Genomic DNA, 17546 nt, shown 5'->3' on the forward strand with positions numbered 1-17546 from the left:
TCGCGAATTCGCGCGCACCGGACGCCGCGGGCCCCGCCCTCCGGGCGGACGGCGCTCCCTTCCGGACCCGCCCCGGGGCCGGCCCGGGTCGCCGCCGGGCGCCGGGCCGCCTATGTCACCGACGGCGGTGACCTCTTCGGCAGTGTGCACTTCGCCGCCGGGATCGCGCTCCGCCGCGCCGCCGGCTGCGTGGTCACCGGGATCGGCGGACGGACGGCCGCGGCGGGCGGCCCGGGTCTGGTGGCGGCCGCCGACGCCGCCACCCGCGATCGGCCGACGGGGCTGATCCGCGAGCTGCCGAAGGCCGCTCACGCAGCTCTTACAGCTCGCTGACGGAGTCCTTCGCCGGACGGCCGCCGGAGTGTTCCCGGCCGCCGTCCGGTAGTCGAAAGGGCAGCTCGCGGCAGCAATGCGGGTCGATCATATGTACGAATATTGTTGATCATGGTCGACGCTCCGGCAAACGTGATCGTCTTCGAGTTCACTGCTTCGGGGGAGGAAAACCCCGCCTAATGGCTCAACAGGCGGGCCGGAGCCTACGGTTCTCACGGATCCGGGAGGCCATTTCCGGACACCGCCCCATTCATCTCCGACACCCCACTTGATCTGCGCGTATGCCCAGCGCTGCCCTTTTGAAGGAGAGTCCAGCCCGATGACCGTCGACACCAGCCCGGAGTCCGGCCCGGAGCCGAGCCCGCAGAGCGCCCTCAGTACGGCGGCGGCCCGCAATCTCGCCACCACCACCAAGTCCCGCCCGCAGATGCAGGAGATCACCTCCCGCTGGCTGCTCAGAATGCTGCCGTGGGTCCAGGTCGCCGGTGGTGCCTACCGGGTGAACCGAAGGCTGACGTACACCGTCGGCGACGGCCGGATCGAGTTCGTCCAGGACGGGGCCTCGGTCCGGGTGATCCCCCGGGAGCTGGGCGAACTGTCGCTGCTCCGCGGCTTCGACGACGACGAGGTGCTCGCCGCTCTCGCGGGCCGCTGCGCGCAGCGCGACTTCCAGCCCGGCGATGTGCTGGTCGAGCGGGGGACCCCGGCCGAGCAGCTCCATCTGGTGGCGCACGGCCGGATCGACCAGATCTCCGCGGGCCCCTACGGCGACGAGACCGTGACCAAGGTCGTGGCCGACGGCGACCGGTTCGGCCAGGACGCGCTGGTGGACGAGAACGCCGTCTGGGAGTACACCGCCGTCGCCCGGACCTCCGGCACCCTGCTCACCCTCGCCCGGAGCGACTTCGCCGGAGTGCTGGCCGGGTCCCCGAGCCTCCAGGCCCATATCCAGGAGTTCAGCGCGCTGCCCGAGCAGGCGCAGAACCGGCTGGGCGAGGCCGAGATCGCGATGTCGGCGGGCCACACCGGAGAGGTCCCCCTGCCCGGCGCCTTCGTGGACTACGAGCTGAAGCCCCGGGAGTACGAACTCTCCCTCGCGCAGACCGTACTGAAGGTCCATACCCGGGTCGCCGACCTCTACAACGAGCCGATGAACCAGACCGAGCAGCAGCTCAGGCTGACCATCGAGGCGCTCCGGGAGCGCCAGGAGTACGAGCTGATCAACAACCGCGAGTTCGGTCTGCTGCACAACGCGGCCTTCAGCCAGCGGATCCAGCCGCAGTCGGGGCCGCCGACCCCCGACGACCTGGACGAGCTGATCAGCCGCCGACGCGGCTCCAAGTTCTTCTTCGCCCATCCGCGGACCATCGCCGCGATCGGCCGTGAGTTCAACGCCCGCGGGCTCTACCCGGACCATGTCGACGTCGGCGGCCAGAGCGTGCCCGCCTGGCGAGGGGTCCCGATCCTGCCCTGCAACAAGATCCCCGTCACCCGGGACAACACCAGCTCCATCCTGGTGATGCGGACCGGCGAGGACAACCAGGGCGTCATCGGGCTCAACCAGACCGGACTCCCCGACGAGTTCGAGCCCGGTGTCTCGGTGCGCTTCATGGGCATCGACGAGAAGGCGATCATCTCCTACCTCGTCACCACCTACTACTCCGCCGCCGTCCTGGTCCCCGACGCGCTCGGTGTGCTGGAGAACGTGCAGATCGCCCGTACCAGCGGCTGAGCGGGCCCGCGCGGACGGCGCACTCCGCACGGGGGAGTCCCGCCGGTGGAACGCGTGCCCGGAAGAGACCCCCTCACCCAAGGAGTAGTGGTGCGCAGATGAGCACCGAAGCGCTGAACCGGATCCTGGGCGGCCCGACCGGTCTCGGTACGGCCGGGCTGTACCCGGGTCGGCGCCCGACACCCCCCGCCCCACCGGCACCGCCGGAGGCCGGGCTTCCGCCGGGTGCCCCGGTGCCACCCGGGCCGGGGACCGCGTCCGGTCCGGTGGCGGGACCGCCGGAGGGCCGCCCGGCGCCGGGCGGCCCGATCCCGGGGCTCTACCACCACCCGGTGGCGTACGACACCGAACGCGCGGCCGAGGTCGACCGGCGGATCAAGGAATGGGCCATCGACGAGATCCGGCTCTACCCGCCGGAGTGGGAGGAGGAGTTCGAGGGCTTCGCGGTCGGGATGTACATGGCCGCCTGCCACCCCGACGCCGTGGACGTCGACCGGCTGATGGTCGCGGCCCGGCTGATGGTCGCCGAGAACGCGGTCGACGACTGCTACTGCGAGGACCACGGCGGCTCGCCCGTAGGACTCGGCGGACGGCTGCTGCTCGCCCATACGGCCCTCGACCCGCTGCACACCGCCGAGGAGTACCGGCCCCGGTGGGAGGAGTCACTGGCGTCCGACGCCCCCCGCCGGGCGTACCACTCCGCCATGGAGTACCTGCTGGCGGTCGCGACCCCCTCCCAGGCGGACCGGTTCCGGCACGACATGGCCCGGCTCCACCTCGGCTATCTCGCCGAAGGCGCCTGGGACCACACCGACTACGTACCCGAGGTGTGGGAGTACCTGGCGATGCGCCAGTTCAACAACTTCCGCCCCTGCCCCACCATCACCGACACCGTCGGCGGCTACGAGCTCCCCGCCGATCTGCACGCGCTGCCCGCGACCCAGCGGGTCATCGCCCTGGCGTCCAACGCCACCACGATCGTCAACGACCTCTACTCGTACACCAAGGAACTCGACAGCCCCGGCCGGCATATGAACCTGCCCGTGGTGCTCGCCGAACGCGAGGGCCTCTCCGAGCGGGACGCCTATCTGAAGGCCGTCGGGATCCACAACGAACTGATGCGGAGCTTCGAGGCCGAGGCCGCGGCCCTGGCCCTCGCCTGTCCGGTGCCGACCCTGATCCGCTTTCTGCGCGGGGTGGCCGTCTGGGTCGACGGCAATCACCACTGGCACCGGTCCAATACCTACCGCTACAGCCTGCCCGACTTCTGGTAGGGCCCGAATTCTCAGCTAAGGAAGGTTCCGTCCCTTGACCGCTTCCGACGTCACCACCGTCCGTGAGACCGTCACCATTCCGTCGCCCGCGATCCCGTCGCCCGCGACGCCCTACCAGGGCGATATCGCCCGATACTGGGACCACGAGGCCCGGCCCGTCAATCTGCGCCTCGGCGACGTCGACGGCCTGTACCACCACCACTACGGCATCGGGGACGTCGACCAGGCCGCCCTCGGGGAGCCCGGCGCCCCCGACTACGAGCAGCGGCTGATCGCCGAACTGCACCGGCTGGAGTCCGCCCAGACCAATGTGCTCCTCGACCACCTCGGCCCGATCCGGCGGGACGACATACTGGTCGACGCCGGCTGCGGCCGGGGCGGCTCGATGGTCATGGCCCACCAGCGCTTCGGCTGCGAGGTCGAGGGCGTCACCCTCTCGGTGAAACAGGCCGACTTCGCCAACCGCCGGGCCCGGGAACTGGGCATCGACCGGTCCGTCCGCGCCCAGGTCCGCAATATGCTCCAGATGCCCTTCGCCTCAGGACAGGCCAGAGCCTCCTGGAACAACGAGTCCAGCATGTACGTCGATCTCCAGGACCTGTTCGCCGAACACTCCCGGATCCTCGCGGTCGGCGGCCGCTATGTCACGATCACCGGCTGCTGGAACCCGATCTACGGCCAGCCGTCGAAGTGGGTCTCGCAGATCAACGCCCACTTCGAGTGCAATATCCACTCCCGGCGCGAGTACATGCGCGCCCTCGCCGACAACCGGCTGGTCCCGCAGGCGGTGGTCGACCTGACGGCGGCGACCCTGCCCTACTGGGAGCTGCGCGCCACATCGTCCCTGGTCACAGGGATCGAGGAGGCGTTTATCGAGTCCTACAAGGACGGCTCCTTCCAGTATCTGCTGATCGCGGCGGACCGGGTCTGAACCGACGGCCCCGGTGAACACCCGGCCCGCCCCCGCGACCGGCGGGGGCGGGCCGGAACCGAAGGTGACGTTCCGCTCACCCGTCACCCCTTGAATCATGGCCGGATCAGGTGGTTAGCATATGAGCGCCACCTAGCTCGAAAGAGATTCGCCTGTGACTGCCACCGAGGATTCGTTCACCAACTGGAAGAACCGTGAGGAGATCGCCGAGTCGATGATCCCGATCATCGGGAAGCTGCAGCGCGAGCGGGACGTCACCGTCCTGCTGCACAGCCGCTCCCTGGTGAACAAGTCGGTCGTCAGCATCCTCAAGACCCACAGGTTCGCCCGCCAGATCGCGGGCGAGGAGCTCTCGGTCACCGAGACCATGCCGTTCCTCCAGGCCCTGACGGCGCTCGACCTCGGGCCGTCCCAGATCGACCTGGGCATGCTCGCCGCCACCTACAAGGCCGACGACCGCGGACTGTCGGTGGCCGATTTCACCGCCGAGGCCGTCGCCGGTGCCACCGGGGCGAACAAGATCGACCGCCGCGAGCCGCGCGATGTCGTGCTCTACGGCTTCGGCCGGATCGGCCGCCTCGTCGCCCGGCTGCTGATCGAGAAGGCGGGCTCGGGCAACGGACTGCGGCTGCGGGCCATCGTCGTCCGCCGCGGTTCCGGACAGGACATCGTCAAGCGCGCCTCCCTGCTGCGCCGCGACTCCATCCACGGCCAGTTCCAGGGCACGATCACCGTCGACGAGGCGACCGAGACCATCGTCGCCAACGGCAACTCCATCAAGATGATCTACTCCGACGACCCGACGACGGTCGACTACACGGAGTACGGCATCAAGGACGCCATCCTCATCGACAACACCGGCCGCTGGCGCGACCGCGAAGGGCTCTCGAAGCACCTCCGCCCCGGGATCGCCAAGGTGGTCCTGACCGCCCCGGGCAAGGGCGACGTCCCCAATGTGGTGCACGGCGTCAACCACGACATGATCAAGCCGGACGAGCAGATCATCTCCTGCGCCTCCTGCACCACCAACGCGATCGTGCCGCCGCTGAAGGCGATGGCCGACGAGTACGGGGTGCTGCGCGGCCACGTCGAGACGGTCCACTCGTTCACCAACGACCAGAACCTGCTGGACAATTACCACAAGTCCGACCGGCGGGGCCGCTCCGCGCCGCTCAATATGGTGATCACCGAGACCGGGGCCGCCTCCGCCGTCGCCAAGGCGCTGCCCGACCTCGACGCCCGGATCACCGGCAGCTCCATCCGGGTCCCCGTACCGGACGTCTCGATCGCCATCCTCAGCCTGCGGCTGGGCCGGGAGACCACCCGCGAGGAGGTCCTCGACCATCTGCGCGAGGTCTCCCTGACCTCCCCGCTGAAGCGCCAGATCGACTTCACCACCGCGCCCGACGCGGTCTCCAGCGACTTCATCGGCTCGCGGCACGCCTCGATCATCGACGCGGGCGCCACCAAGGTCGAGGGCGACGACGCGATCCTCTACCTCTGGTACGACAACGAGTTCGGTTACTCGTGCCAGGTCATCCGGGTCGTCCAGCACGTCTCCGGGGTGGAGTACCCGACCTACCCGGCGCCGGTCGCCTGACCCGTACGCCGGTGACACCGGTCCATTCGTAAGGCCGGACCTCCGGATCGGCCGGTCCGATCGGTCCGGCCGGTTGTCGGCGGGGCCGTCCCGGGGTGCGCCCGCACCTCCGGGACGGCCCCGGTCGTCTTTCCGTACGCGCCCCGGCCCGGGGAGCGTACCGACGGTCCGGGCCGGCCCGCTCAGCCCTCCCGGGTCGCGTCCCGTTCCGCCGCCAGCAGCCGCTCCAGCGCGGCCGTCCCCTCGGCGTCGCGCGGCAGATGGACGATCACCCGCAGGTCCTGGCGGCCCGCCGGATGCAGAATCACATGGTCGAAGACGATCTCGCCGGCCACCGGATGGGTGACGGTCTTGGTCCCGCTGAAATCGGCCAGTACGTCATGGGTGTCCCACATCCGGGCGAACTCCGGGCTCCGGGCGGCCAGTCCGTGCCGGATCGCGGCGAGGCCGGGATCGTCCGGGGCGGCGGCCGTCGCGGCCCGGAACCCGGCTACGACCTGCGGCGCCAGCTTCTCCCACTCGCTGAAGGACCCCCGGTAGCGGGGGTCGGTGAAGAAGGTCTCCAGACAGTTCCGCCCCGCCGCCACTCCGAACAGGATCCGGGCGGCCTCGTTGATCAGCAGATAGTTCCACTGCCGGTCCAGGACGTACGCCGGATTGCGCGGCCAGGCGTCGAGCAGCCTGGCCAGTTCGGGGCCCGGTCCCGGGCCGTCGTCGGCGGCCGGGGCGGGTGGATGGAGCCCGGCCAGCCGGTAGAAGTAGGCACGTTCGGTGGCGTCCAGTCTCAGCACCCGGCTGACCGACTCCACGACGGAGCCGGAGACGGTGATCTCCCTGCCCTGCTCCAGCCACGTGTACCAGCTGACCCCGATCCCGGCGAGCGTCGCCACCTCCTCGCGCCGCAGCCCCGGAGTCCGGCGCAGCCCGCCGCCCGGCAGCCCGACCTCCTGCGGGCTGACCCGGGCCCGCCGGGACCGCAGGAAGTCCCGCAGCTCCGTCCGGCGCCCTGAGGGCGTGGTACGCACGGGACCGGTGGCTCGGGTGGTGGTCATGACACCACCATAAACAGGCTCTCTCCACCGGCCGGGAGGGACGGCGAGGATCTTCACAGGAGCACGGCGGCCGGATCCCCCCGGAGAAGGGGGAGCACCGACGCGCCCGTGCCCCCGCCTCGTACGCCGCCACCACCCCGACCCGGGAGACCGCCATGCCGCACACCCGTATCCGCGCCGACCGCTTCACCGGCCGTACCGCCCTGATCACCGGCGGCGCCAGCGGCATGGGCCTGGCCACCGCCCGGCTGCTGCTGGCCGAGGGCGCCCGGGTGGTCATCACCGGCCGGGGCGCGGACCGGCTGCTGCGGGCCGCCGCCGAACTCGACGCCGGGGACCGGCTGCTGGCCGTCCCCGCCGACGTCTCGGTCCCGGCCGATCTCGCCCGGCTGGCCGAGGAGATCACCGGGCGATTCGGCGGGCTCGACGTGGTCTTCGCCAATGCGGGCACCGCGGTCTTCAAGCCGCTCGGCGAACTCACCGACGAGGAGATCGGCCTGGTGGTCGACGTCAACTTCAAGGGGGTGCTCTTCACGGTCCGGGCGATGCTGCCCCTGCTCCGCGACGGCGCCTCGATCGTCGTCAACTCCTCCTGGACCCAGCACCGGGGACTCGCGGTCGGCTCTCTCTACTCCGGGACCAAGGCCGCGGCGGCGGATCTGGCCAGGACCCTCGCGGCCGAACTGGCGCCCCGGGGGATCCGGGTCAACGCGGTCAGCCCCGGCTACATCGAGACGGAGATGTTCCACCAGGCGATCCCCACCGCCGAGGAGGCGGCGGAGATCCGCCGCCGGGTACCGCTGGGGCGGATCGGCACCTCGGACGAGGTCGCCGGGGTCGTCGCCTTCCTCGCCTCGGACGACGCGTCCTACGTCACCGGGGTCGATCTCCTCGTGGACGGCGGTCGCGCCGGCGCGGCGTGACCGGGAGCCCCGGCCTTCCGCGTCCCGGCCGTCCGCGACCTCGGCCCCGGTTTCCGGCCCCGGTTTCCGGCTCCGGGCCGGGGCTCCGGGCGGGGTGCCCGCCCCCGGGCTCCGGTTGTGGCCGGGCTCCGGTCGCCGGACCACGACCATCGGGGAACAATGGTGCCGGTACGGGCAAATCGATGCGGCGGGCACCCGGCGGGCCGAGGTCCGGACCGGTGGCGCCCGGCGGAGGGATGATCGCCGTGACGACCTCACCCTTCGGATCCGGAGACCCGTTCTCCGATCTGTTCAACCGGTTCTTCGGCATGAGCCCGGCGGCCTCCCCGCCCGCCGTGCAGCGGGTCCCCATCGGACGGCTGCTCAGCGACTCGGCGCAGGAACTCCTCAACGCGGCGGGCGCCCGGGCCGCCGAGGACGGCGCCGACCTCGACACCCCGCAACTGCTGTGGGCCGCCACCCAGGTCCCCGCCGGACGCCAGGTGCTGGAGCACGCGGGCGCCGACCCCGACCGGCTCGCCGAGGACGTGGCCCGTACGCTGCCCACCGGAACCGGCGGCGCCGAACCCGGTCTCACTCCCGCCGCCAAACGCGCCCTGCTCGCCGCGCACACCCGCTCCCGGGCCGCGGGCGCCTCCTACATCGGCCCCGAACACATCCTCGCCGCCCTCGCCGACGACCCCCGCTCCGGACTCGCCACCGCGCTCCGCTCCGAGGGCGTGGCGCCCGGTGCGGTCGGCCCGGCCGGGGCCGGGCCGCGCGGGAACGCCGAGCCCCGGGGCGGTGGCGGCGACACTCCCACCCTCGACCAGTACGGACGCGATCTCACCGAGGAGGCCCGGGGCGGCCGGCTCGACCCGGTCGTCGGCCGGGCGGCCGAGATCGAGCAGACCGTCGAGGTCCTCTCCCGCCGGACCAAGAACAACCCGGTCCTCATCGGCGACCCCGGGGTCGGCAAGACCGCGATCGTGGAGGGCCTCGCCCAGCGGATCGTCGCCGAAGAGGTCCCCAAGTCCCTCCGCGACCGCCGGGTGGTCTCCCTCGACCTGCCGGGACTCGTCGCCGGATCCAAATACCGGGGCGAGTTCGAGGAACGGCTCAAGAAGGTCATCGACGAGGTCACCGCCGCCGACAAGAGCGTCGTCCTCTTCATCGACGAACTCCATACCGTCGTCGGCGCGGGCGGCGGGGGCGAAGGCGCCATGGACGCCGGGAACATCCTCAAGCCCGCACTCGCCCGGGGCGATCTCAGCGTCGTCGGCGCCACCACCATCGACGAGTACCGCAAACACGTCGAGAAGGACGCCGCACTGGAACGCCGCTTCCAGCCCGTGATGGTCCCCGAGCCGACCGTCGACGAGACCGTGCAGATCCTGCGCGGACTGCGCGACTCCTACGAGGCCCATCACCAGGTGCGCTTCACCGACGAGGCGCTCGACGCCGCCGCCGCGCTCTCGGACCGCTATCTCACCGACCGCTTCCTGCCCGACAAGGCCATCGACCTGATGGACCAGGCCGGGGCCAGGGTCGGACTGCGCAATCTCGGCGGCCCCTCCCCGGCTACCGGATTGGAACAGCGGCTGACCAAGCTGCGCCGGGAGAAGGACGAGGCGGTCGGAGCCGAGGACTACGAACGCGCCGGAGCCCTCAAGGAGAGCATCCGGCAGGCCGAGACGGAACTGGCCGAGGCGGGGGAGGAGCGCGAGGAGGCTGCGGCTGTCACCGCCGACGACATCGCCGAAGTGCTCTCGGCCCGTACCGGCATCCCCGTATCGCAGCTCACCGAGACCGAACGCGAACGGCTCCTCAAACTGGAGGACGCCCTCCACGAACGCGTCGTCGGCCAGGAGGAGGCCGTCACCGCCGTCGCCCTCGCCGTCCGCCGGGGCCGGGCCGGAATGGGCGACCCCGACCGGCCCACCGGCAGCTTCCTCTTCCTCGGCCCCACCGGCGTCGGCAAGACCGAACTGGCGAAGGCCCTCGCCGAACTGCTCTTCGGCGACCAGGACCGGATGATCCGCTTCGACATGAGCGAGTTCCAGGAGCGGCACACCGTCTCCCGGCTGGTCGGCTCACCGCCCGGCTACGTCGGCTACGAGGAGGCCGGCCAGCTCACCGAGGCGGTTCGCCGCAAGCCGTACAGCGTCGTCCTCTTCGACGAGGTGGAGAAGGCCCATCCGGACGTCTTCCATCTGCTGCTCCAGGTCCTGGACGACGGACGGCTCACCGACGCCCAGGGCCGGACGGTCGACTTCCGCCACACCGTGGTCATCATGACCAGCAATATCGGCTCCCAGCGCATCCTCGAACACCATGGCGAGGCGGCCGAGATCAGGGACGAGCTGATGGCCGATCTGAAGCGGCACTTCCGTCCCGAGTTCCTCAACCGGGTGGACGAGATCATCGTCTTCCACGCCCTCACCCGGGCCGACCTCGTCCGGATCGTCGATCTGCTGCTGGACCGCAGCCGCCGCAGGCTCCACGCCCAGCATGTGGCGCTGGAGGTCACGGACGACGCCAAGGAACTGCTGGCGAACCGGGGCTACCAGCCGGAGTTCGGCGCCCGCCCGCTGCGCCGGACCCTCCAGTCCGAACTGGACAACCGGCTGTCGACCATGCTGCTCGACGGCACCCTCAACCCCGGTGACACCGTGCTCGCCGACACCGCCGACGGCGAGCTGACGCTCTCCCTGAAGCCGGGCCCCGGCGGCGACGGCACCGACAGCACCGGCGAAGGGCCGGGGGAGCCGGAGACCGGGGGAGCGGCGGAGCCGGCCTGATCCACAGAGACGGCCTAACCCGTCGCCGGGCCCGGGGCGCCGGGTCCGGCGGCCCGGGCCCGTACCGCCAGTACGGCGGCGAGCACCGCGGGCACCAGCAGCAGCCCGAAGGCCGCGCCGAAGGCGACCAGCGGATCGGCCGGGGAGGCGTGCGCGGCGTTGAACAGCGCCGCCGCCAGCCCCATCACGGTGATCTGACCCAGGTTCTGGGTGGTCTGGAGCGCGCTGTTGGCATAGCCGTGACGGTCCGCCGGACTGTGGTTCAGGGCGAGCAGGGTCACCGACGGCGTCAGCATGCCCATCCCGACGGCGGCGACCGCGAGGGAGGCCGCCGAGGTGATCGGCGGTGTCACGGGAAACGTTCCGGCGATCGCCACCAGCAACCCCGCCGCCATGATCACCGCGCCCACGGTGACCGTACGGTGCCGGGGCCAGTGCGTCAGCCACCGCCCCTGCAGCCAGGAGCCCGCCGCCCAGGCGATCGCGGCGGCCGTGAAGGCGATACCCGTCTGTACGGGGGCCACCTTCCGCTCGGTGTCCAGCAGCAGCGGTACGAACGCCTCCAGGGTGAAGTACGTCCCCGAGGCGAGCCCCCGCAGCAGCGCCGTCACCGGCAGACCGGGCGCGGCCCGCCCGGTGCCCGGCGGCAGCAGCCGCGGCGCGAACACCACCAGCAGGGTCACCCCGGCCGCGGTACTCAGCAGATGCGGTACGTCCCACGCCGAGACCCCGAACTGGCCGAGCGCCGCGCCCAGACTGACCGCCACCGCGATCAGCAGCGGCGGGCGGGGACCCTTCCCCTTCTCCGGCTCCGTGCCCTCGGGCGGCGCGGCGGCCCGGGCCCGGCGGACCAGCATCACCACCACGATCACCGCGGGCACCACATTGATCGCGGCCAGCCCCAGGAAGACCGTCCGCCAGGACCCCCAGGCGGCCACCAGTCCGGCGAGCGGCGGGCCGATCAGCGACGGAACGATCCAGCAGGTACTCATCAGGGCCAGCGCCCGGGGCCGCAGCCGGTCGGGGAAGGTATGCGCGATCGCCGTATTGACCGCGACCGTCACCATGCCCGCGGTCAGCCCCTCCAGGAAGCGGCCCGCCGCGAGCTGCCAGACGGTGGTACTGGTCCCGGAGATCAGCAGGGTGACCACCGCCATGCCGATCCCGGCGGCGAGCGGACGGTACGGCCCCGAGCGGTCCGCCCAACTGCCGCCGATCACCCCGCCGATCAGGCTCGCCGCCACGAAGGAACCGGCGACCAGCGGATAGAGCGCGATCCCGTCCAGCTCCCGGGCGGCCAGTGGCAGGGTCGGCAGTACGGCAAGGGCCGCGAAGCCCTCCAGGAACATCACCACGGCGAAGGTCGCGGTGGCCGCCGCGTACCGCTTGGAGAACAGCCCCTCCCCGGACGCCTTTTCGCTTGTATCAACCACGGAATCACTTGTCACGAGCGGGGAAAGTATCGCGGCGGTGATCCCGCTGCCAGCGATTAAAGGACGGCCGATGAAAGGGCGGCCGCCGCTCGTGACGGCCGGGTGTCCGGCCGTCACGAGCGCCGGGCCGCGCCCCATCACCGCGGGAACTCCCTTGGCCCGCGAGCACGGCCCGGGCAGCATGGCCTCATGGTGTCCACCGACCGTCTGACGGCCTTCGCCGCCCTGTCGTTCGTCCTGATCGTGATCCCCGGACCCAGCGTGCTGTTCGTGATCGGCCGGGCGCTCGCCCAGGGCCGCCGGGCCGCGCTGACCACGGTCGTCGGGAACACCGTGGGCGGCTATCTGCTGATCGTGGCCGTCGCCTTCGGTATCGGTTCCGTCGTGGAGCGTTCGGTGCTGGTCTTCACCCTGCTCAAGCTGGCGGGTGCCGGATATCTCGTCTGTCTAGGGGTGAAGGCGTGGCGTGGCCGGGGCGCGCCGGCCGCCGCGTTCTCCGGCGGTGCCGGGGAGGAGCCCGACGGCCGCCGCGCCTTCCGCGAAGGGGTGCTGGTCGGGGTCTCCAACCCCAAGACGATGGTCTTCTTCGCGGCCGTACTGCCTCAGTTCGTGGACCGCGACCAGGGTGGGGTCGCCGGGCAGATGCTCGTTCTCGGCCTGGTGTTCAGCGCTATCGCCGTCACCCTCGACGTGCTGTGGGGCCTGCTGGCGGCCGGGGCCCGGAGCTGGTTCGCCCGCTCGCCCCGGCGGCTCTCCGCGGTGGGCGGGGTCGGCGGACTCACCATGATCGGGCTCGGGGTCGGAGTCGCGGCGACCGGACGCCAGGACTGATCGGCGGGCGAAGGCCCGGGCCCGGTGTTTCGCGGCCCGATTGCGGACACTGGCTGACCGCAAGGGTCCGTAGCGTCGTCCTCATGAACAGCACCGCCACGGATATCACCGACCCGCCCGCCGACGCACACCAGGTCCACCCGTTCCGGGTCGAGATCCCGCAGCACCGGCTCGACGATCTGCACACCCGGCTCGCCGCCGCCCACTGGCCCGCCGAACTGCCCGGGGTGGGCTGGAGCCGGGGCGTACCCGTCGGCTATCTGCGGGAGCTGGCCGACTACTGGCGTACGGGATACGACTGGCGGGCGCGGGAGGCCGAACTGAACCGGTACCCCCACTTCCGGACCGAGATCGACGGCCAGACCGTCCACTTCCTGCACATCCGCTCCGAGCACCCCGACGCGACCCCGCTGCTCCTGCTGCACGGCTGGCCGGGCACGTTCGCCGACTTCCTCGATGTGACCGGACCGCTGACCGACCCGCCCCGGCACGGCGGCGACGCCGCCGACGCCTTCCACCTCGTCATCCCCTCGCTCCCCGGCTTCGGCTTCTCCACCCCGCTGGCCGGACCCGGGACCAACGCCGGGGCGATGGCCGCGACCACGGCCGCGCTGATGGCCCGGCTCGGCTACGAGCGGTACGGCGTCCACGGCTACGACACCGGCTCCTGGGTCGCTCCTGCCGTCGCCCGGCACGCCCCGGAGCGGGTGATCGGCGTCCACCTCAATGGCATGATCACCTTCCCGGCGGGGGCCGACGGCGAGTTCGACGGCCTCTCCGACGACGACCGGCGGCGCTGGCGGTCGATGCGGGACTTCAACGACGGCTACCTCCAGTGCAACGCCAAGCGCCCGCAGACCGTGGCGTACGGACTCACCGACTCGCCCGTCGGACAGCTCGCCTGGATCGTGGAGAAGTTCAAGGAGCTGACCTACCCGGAGGCGGGACTCCCGGAGGAGAGCGTCGACCGCGACCGGATCCTGACGGAGGTCTCCCTCTACTGGTTCACCGGGACCGCCGCGTCCGCCGCGCAGATCTACTACGAGGAGATCTCCGCCGCCTCCTGGGGCGCGGGGGACGACGGTGACGGTGGGGACTGGGGCGCCGGGGACGGTGGCGACTCCGACACCGCCCCCGACTCCGAGACCGAGACGGAGTCCGGCGGCTGGGGAGTCCGCGGCACCGTACCGACCGGGGTCCTCCTCTCCGCCCTCGACGTCACCGTCCGGCCCTGGGCCGAACGGGACCACCACATAGTCCGCTGGACGGAACTCGACCGCGGCGGCCACTTCCTCTCCCTGGAGGAGCCCGGCCTGCTCACCGACGACATCCGCGCCTTCTACCGGCCGCTGCGTACGACCGCCTGATGCCCCGGCCCGGAGCCGTACCGGCCGTACCATCGCGGTCCGTACGGCGCCGGTACGGCCCCGCGACCGCGTGACGATGTGACGACGAGGGATGGACCACATATGGAGACGGGACAGGCGAGGGTGTTCGCCACCGCCGAGGACTTCGACCGCTGGCTGACGGAGCATCACGACACCGCGACCGAGATCTGGGTCGCCCTGCCCAAGAAGGGCACGGACGCGGTCTCCGTCACCCGGGCCGAGGTGCTCGACATCGTCCTCTGCCACGGCTGGATCGACGGCCGGGCCGCGTCGAAGGGCACCCCCGACGGCTGGTGGTCCCTCCGCCACACCCCCCGGCGGCCCCGCAGCCCCTGGTCGAAGGTGAACCGGACCCGGGCGGAGGAACTCGTCCGCGAGGGCCGGATGCTGCCCGCCGGGCTCGCCGAGATCGAACGCGCCCGCGCCGACGGCCGCTGGGCCGCCGCCTACGATCCGCCGAGCACCGCCCGGGTACCCGACGACCTGCGGGCGGCCCTCGACGCCGAACCCGCGGCGGCCGCGGCCTTCGCGGCCCTGAGCCGGGCCGACTCCTACGGCGTCCTGCACGACCTCATGCTGGTCCGCAGACCGGGGACCCGGGAGCGCCGGATCGCCACATTCGTCGCCCGCCTGGCCGCGGGGGAGCCGCCGAAGGGCCGCCGGACCTGACCCGGCCGGGTCCGTGCGTACCCGGTCCGGCTGTACGGGCCCGGCGCCGGAGCCGGGCCCGTACAGCCGGACCGGCCGCCCGCCGCCGTCGTGGCGTCTACCGGCGGACCCGCCCGGGACCTATCCTCCGACCATGCGCGTCGCCCTCTTCGTCACCTGTGTCGACGACGCGCTCCACCCGGCCACCGGGATCGCCACCGTACGGCTCCTGGAACGGCTCGGCGTCGACGTGGACTTCCCGGCCGCGCAGACCTGCTGCGGGCAGCCGCAGTACAACGCCGGACACCGGCGGGCGGCCGAGCCGCTGGTCCGGCGGACCGCCCGGGCCTTCGCCCCGTACACCCATGTCGTCACGCCCTCGGGTTCGTGTGCCGCCATGGTCCGCGAGCACTACCCCCGGTTCGGGGAGAGCGGACTGCCGGGCCGGACGTACGAACTCACCGAGTTCCTGGTGGACGTCCTCGGGGTGACCGACGTCGGCGCCCACTTCCCGCACACCGTCACCTACCACCCCTCCTGTCACGGACACCTGGATCTCCGGCCCCTCCGCGACCAGCGACATCGAACTCGACCGGGTGGAAGGGGTACACGGCCCGCGCCGCCTGGAGGTCCTGCTATGCGAGGGTCAGCCGGGGAGCCTCGACCCGCGCGTCCACCGGCCCGCCCCCGCTCACCAGCCGCTCCGCCAGATCCCGGGCCCAGGCGGCGAGCCCTGAGACGTCCACGTCGTACGGATCCCCGTACCCCGCGATCCGGTCGGCCCCCCGCTCCAGCAACCGGGCCCCGCCCGGCGCGTTCCCCCGCGCCGCGTGCGTCAGCCCCACGGCGAGCTGCGCCAGCCCCTGCCACAGATCCCGCTCGGGCTCCGGCCGGGTCTTCCACGCGTCCTCGAACACCTCATGCGCGTGAAACGGCTTCCCCGCGTCGAGCAGCCGTTGCGCCTCCGCCAGCGTCTCCCCGGGCGACCGCGCAATCCCCTCGGCCTGCCGCGCCACACCCGCCCGCCCGTACGGCAACGGACGCCCCAGCCCGTCCCGGGGCCGCGCGCTCCGGGCGCGCCCCTCACTGTCCCGGTCCCTCGGTGTCCTCTCCACACCCCGATTCTCCCCGAAAACCATCCCGCCCCGCAGGCCACCGGCCCGAACCCCCCGCCGAGTGGGGTAAAGTCTTCCCTGCGAGCCCGGCCGACCGACCGGCGGGGCGGACAAACGGGACGTGGCGCAGCTTGGTAGCGCACTTGACTGGGGGTCAAGGGGTCGCAGGTTCAAATCCTGTCGTCCCGACCAGCGTTTTCGCAGGTCGTAGGCGGTATCGGAGGAATCCGGTACCGCCTTTCGGTTGTTTTTGGGGACCACTTGGGGACTCTAGCGGCGCCTTCCGGGGACAGATTGGACGGTGAGGCTGAGAGGTGCGCGGACGGGGTTGAGGTGGGCGGTGAGTGCGTGGCCGGCGCCGGTGATCTGGGACATGTCGGGGTGGAGGTAGCGCTGGGTGGTGAGCAGCGAGCCGTGTCCGGCTATTTTGCGGAGGACGTGGGCGGGGACGCCTGCGTCGGCGAACCAGGTGAGTCCGGTATGCCGGAGGTCGTGGCGGCGCAGGTGTTCGAGGCCGAGTGAGAGGACGACGTCGTCCCAGTGGGTGGCGTCGCGCAGCACGGCGGTGGAGATCCGACCGCCACGGGGCCCGGTGAAAAGCCGTGCGTCCGGGTCGGGGCCGGCAGCGAGGATACGTTCGGCGACGAGGGGCCGGATCTCTTCCACGATGGGGACGTGGCGGGCGCGTTTGCCCTTGGTGTTCTTGTCGACGAGCCCGCCGGGTGCGGGGGTGGTCTGGCGGCGGACGGTCCAGATCCAGTTGGTGGTGTCGATGTCGGCGACGCGGACACCGGAGACCTCGGCGATGCGGGCGGCGGTCGCGGCGGCGAAGACGACGACCTCCCCCCACCCCTGGTAGTAGCCGTGGGAACGCTCTACGAGCGCTTGGGCGAGGCGGAGGAGGGTGGGCCAGTCGCGTAGGGCGAGGGCGCGGGGGTTGTTGACTTCGTCCTCTGCCTGTTTGTACTCGCGTTGCCAGCCGGTGACCCGGGCCGGATTGACCGTGATCAGCCCGTCCCGAACCGCCTGCTCCATGACACGTACGAGGACGGCGAGGCTGTTCTTGACGGTGGAGCGGCTCTGCTCGTCGGCGATCCAGCCGTGCACGGTGCGGTCGACGGCCCCGTTGGTAATCACGCGTACGGGAATGTGCCCCAGCGCGGGGACAACCCGGCGGCGCCAGCCCGCGAGATACGGATCGAGCGTCTTCAACTCCAGGCCGCGCAAGGCGAGATCCATGTTCGTGGTGCCGTACTCGGCCAGCGACATGGTGGCCGTGTTCGGCGCGATCCCCGCTTCAGCGGCTTTGAGGATTCCGGATATCCACTCCTCGGCCTCGTCCAGGGTGTCCTTGCCCTCGGAGAGGGACCTGCGGCGTTTGGAGACGGGGTCGATCCAGCGCACACGAGCGCGGTAGGGGGATGGGCGGTCGGGGCGGTGCTCGATGTCGCCGGCCACGCGCACACCGAGCGGGACGGCCTCGGTGTGGGTCATCGGGCCCCGCTT

12 protein-coding genes, 1 tRNA gene and 4 pseudogenes are annotated in these 17546 nt (G+C 71.7%); 13 read left to right on the top strand and 4 right to left on the bottom strand.

The window, feature by feature from the left end; translation table 11 throughout:
* The 5 genes and pseudogenes from ABZ714_RS29055 to ABZ714_RS29075 form a co-directional block, all read left to right on the top strand.
* Nucleotides 1-333 (top strand): annotated as a pseudogene (locus ABZ714_RS29055) (hypothetical protein); the annotation flags it as partial.
* 319 nt (nt 334-652) lie between these two features.
* Entirely contained in the window at nt 653-2065 is a 1413-nt protein-coding gene (locus ABZ714_RS29060; RefSeq protein ID WP_358828329.1) for a family 2B encapsulin nanocompartment shell protein, read from the top strand.
* Nucleotides 2066-2175: 110 nt separating this feature from the next.
* Nucleotides 2176-3339, top strand: a pseudogene (locus tag ABZ714_RS29065) (family 2 encapsulin nanocompartment cargo protein terpene cyclase); the annotation flags it as partial.
* 34 nt (nt 3340-3373) lie between these two features.
* Nucleotides 3374-4270 carry a geranyl diphosphate 2-C-methyltransferase gene (locus ABZ714_RS29070; RefSeq protein WP_358828330.1) on the top strand — a complete coding sequence of 299 codons (897 nt, stop codon included), beginning with the start codon at nt 3374-3376 and terminating at the stop codon, nt 4268-4270.
* A gap of 154 nt (nt 4271-4424) precedes the next feature.
* Complete coding sequence (locus ABZ714_RS29075; protein WP_358828331.1) at nt 4425-5870, top strand: glyceraldehyde-3-phosphate dehydrogenase; 1446 nt, start codon at nt 4425-4427, stop codon at nt 5868-5870.
* Between the two features lie 182 nt (nt 5871-6052).
* Here ABZ714_RS29075 and ABZ714_RS29080 read toward each other — a convergent pair whose 3' ends face one another.
* On the bottom strand, nt 6053-6922 hold the full coding sequence (locus tag ABZ714_RS29080; RefSeq protein ID WP_358828332.1) for a helix-turn-helix transcriptional regulator: 870 nt from the start codon (nt 6920-6922) through the stop codon (nt 6053-6055).
* Between the two features lie 155 nt (nt 6923-7077).
* On the opposite strand from ABZ714_RS29080, the gene ABZ714_RS29085 reads away from it, so the two are divergent.
* Together ABZ714_RS29085 and ABZ714_RS29090 are read left to right on the top strand one after the other, a co-directional pair.
* Nucleotides 7078-7845 carry a glucose 1-dehydrogenase gene (locus ABZ714_RS29085; RefSeq protein ID WP_358828333.1) on the top strand — a complete coding sequence of 256 codons (768 nt, stop codon included), beginning with the start codon at nt 7078-7080 and terminating at the stop codon, nt 7843-7845.
* 236 nt (nt 7846-8081) lie between these two features.
* Nucleotides 8082-10625: an ATP-dependent Clp protease ATP-binding subunit gene (locus ABZ714_RS29090; RefSeq protein ID WP_358828334.1), complete on the top strand. Its 2544-nt coding sequence runs from the start codon at nt 8082-8084 to the stop codon at nt 10623-10625.
* Nucleotides 10626-10639: 14 nt separating this feature from the next.
* On the opposite strand, the gene ABZ714_RS29095 is transcribed toward ABZ714_RS29090, so the two are convergent.
* Entirely contained in the window at nt 10640-12058 is a 1419-nt protein-coding gene (locus tag ABZ714_RS29095; RefSeq protein ID WP_358828335.1) for an MFS transporter, read from the bottom strand.
* 189 nt (nt 12059-12247) lie between these two features.
* Here ABZ714_RS29095 and ABZ714_RS29100 point away from each other — a divergent pair, with 189 nt between their 5' ends.
* From ABZ714_RS29100 to ABZ714_RS29120, 5 genes and pseudogenes are all read left to right on the top strand, one after another.
* Nucleotides 12248-12889: a LysE family translocator gene (locus ABZ714_RS29100; RefSeq protein WP_358828336.1), complete on the top strand. Its 642-nt coding sequence runs from the start codon at nt 12248-12250 to the stop codon at nt 12887-12889.
* 83 nt (nt 12890-12972) lie between these two features.
* A complete protein-coding gene (locus ABZ714_RS29105) occupies nt 12973-14256 on the top strand; it encodes an epoxide hydrolase family protein (protein WP_358828337.1) in 1284 nt (427 codons plus the stop codon).
* A gap of 102 nt (nt 14257-14358) precedes the next feature.
* Nucleotides 14359-14946, top strand: a complete 588-nt coding sequence (locus tag ABZ714_RS29110; protein WP_358828338.1) for a YdeI/OmpD-associated family protein — start codon at nt 14359-14361, stop codon at nt 14944-14946.
* Between the two features lie 133 nt (nt 14947-15079).
* Nucleotides 15080-15268: pseudogene (locus tag ABZ714_RS29115) on the top strand ((Fe-S)-binding protein); the annotation flags it as partial.
* Between the two features lie 205 nt (nt 15269-15473).
* A pseudogene (locus ABZ714_RS29120) lies at nt 15474-15572 on the top strand (LUD domain-containing protein); the annotation flags it as partial.
* Here the strand turns inward: ABZ714_RS29120 and ABZ714_RS29125 are convergent.
* The gene (locus ABZ714_RS29125; RefSeq protein ID WP_358828339.1) at nt 15561-16064 is read right to left on the bottom strand and encodes a DUF309 domain-containing protein; all 504 of its coding nucleotides are present in this window, start codon (nt 16062-16064) and stop codon (nt 15561-15563) included. The pseudogene ABZ714_RS29120 and the gene ABZ714_RS29125 overlap by 12 nt on opposite strands.
* 91 nt (nt 16065-16155) lie before the next feature.
* On the opposite strand from ABZ714_RS29125, the gene ABZ714_RS29130 reads away from it, so the two are divergent.
* Nucleotides 16156-16232, top strand: a tRNA-Pro gene (locus ABZ714_RS29130).
* A gap of 78 nt (nt 16233-16310) precedes the next feature.
* On the opposite strand, the gene ABZ714_RS29135 is transcribed toward ABZ714_RS29130, so the two are convergent.
* Nucleotides 16311-17534 carry a tyrosine-type recombinase/integrase gene (locus tag ABZ714_RS29135; RefSeq protein WP_358828340.1) on the bottom strand — a complete coding sequence of 408 codons (1224 nt, stop codon included), beginning with the start codon at nt 17532-17534 and terminating at the stop codon, nt 16311-16313.
* Nucleotides 17535-17546 lie beyond the last annotated feature (12 nt).

The sequence above is a fragment of the Streptomyces sp. NPDC006798 genome (assembly GCF_040635975.1).
In the GTDB taxonomy this organism is placed as follows: Bacteria; Actinomycetota; Actinomycetes; order Streptomycetales; family Streptomycetaceae; genus Streptomyces.

Excerpts from the sequence above, each read along its gene's own strand:
- ABZ714_RS29060 (WP_358828329.1), top strand. The coding sequence starts at position 653 with ATGACCGTCGACACCAGCCCGGAGTCCGGCCCGGAGCCGAGCCCGCAG.
- ABZ714_RS29080 (WP_358828332.1), bottom strand. The coding sequence starts at position 6,922 with ATGACCACCACCCGAGCCACCGGTCCCGTGCGTACCACGCCCTCAGGG.
- ABZ714_RS29085 (WP_358828333.1), top strand. The coding sequence starts at position 7,078 with ATGCCGCACACCCGTATCCGCGCCGACCGCTTCACCGGCCGTACCGCC.
- ABZ714_RS29090 (WP_358828334.1), top strand. The coding sequence starts at position 8,082 with ATGATCGCCGTGACGACCTCACCCTTCGGATCCGGAGACCCGTTCTCC.
- ABZ714_RS29100 (WP_358828336.1), top strand. The coding sequence starts at position 12,248 with ATGGTGTCCACCGACCGTCTGACGGCCTTCGCCGCCCTGTCGTTCGTC.
- ABZ714_RS29105 (WP_358828337.1), top strand. The coding sequence starts at position 12,973 with ATGAACAGCACCGCCACGGATATCACCGACCCGCCCGCCGACGCACAC.
- ABZ714_RS29110 (WP_358828338.1), top strand. The coding sequence starts at position 14,359 with ATGGAGACGGGACAGGCGAGGGTGTTCGCCACCGCCGAGGACTTCGAC.
- ABZ714_RS29125 (WP_358828339.1), bottom strand. The coding sequence starts at position 16,064 with ATGGTTTTCGGGGAGAATCGGGGTGTGGAGAGGACACCGAGGGACCGG.
- ABZ714_RS29135 (WP_358828340.1), bottom strand. The coding sequence starts at position 17,534 with ATGACCCACACCGAGGCCGTCCCGCTCGGTGTGCGCGTGGCCGGCGAC.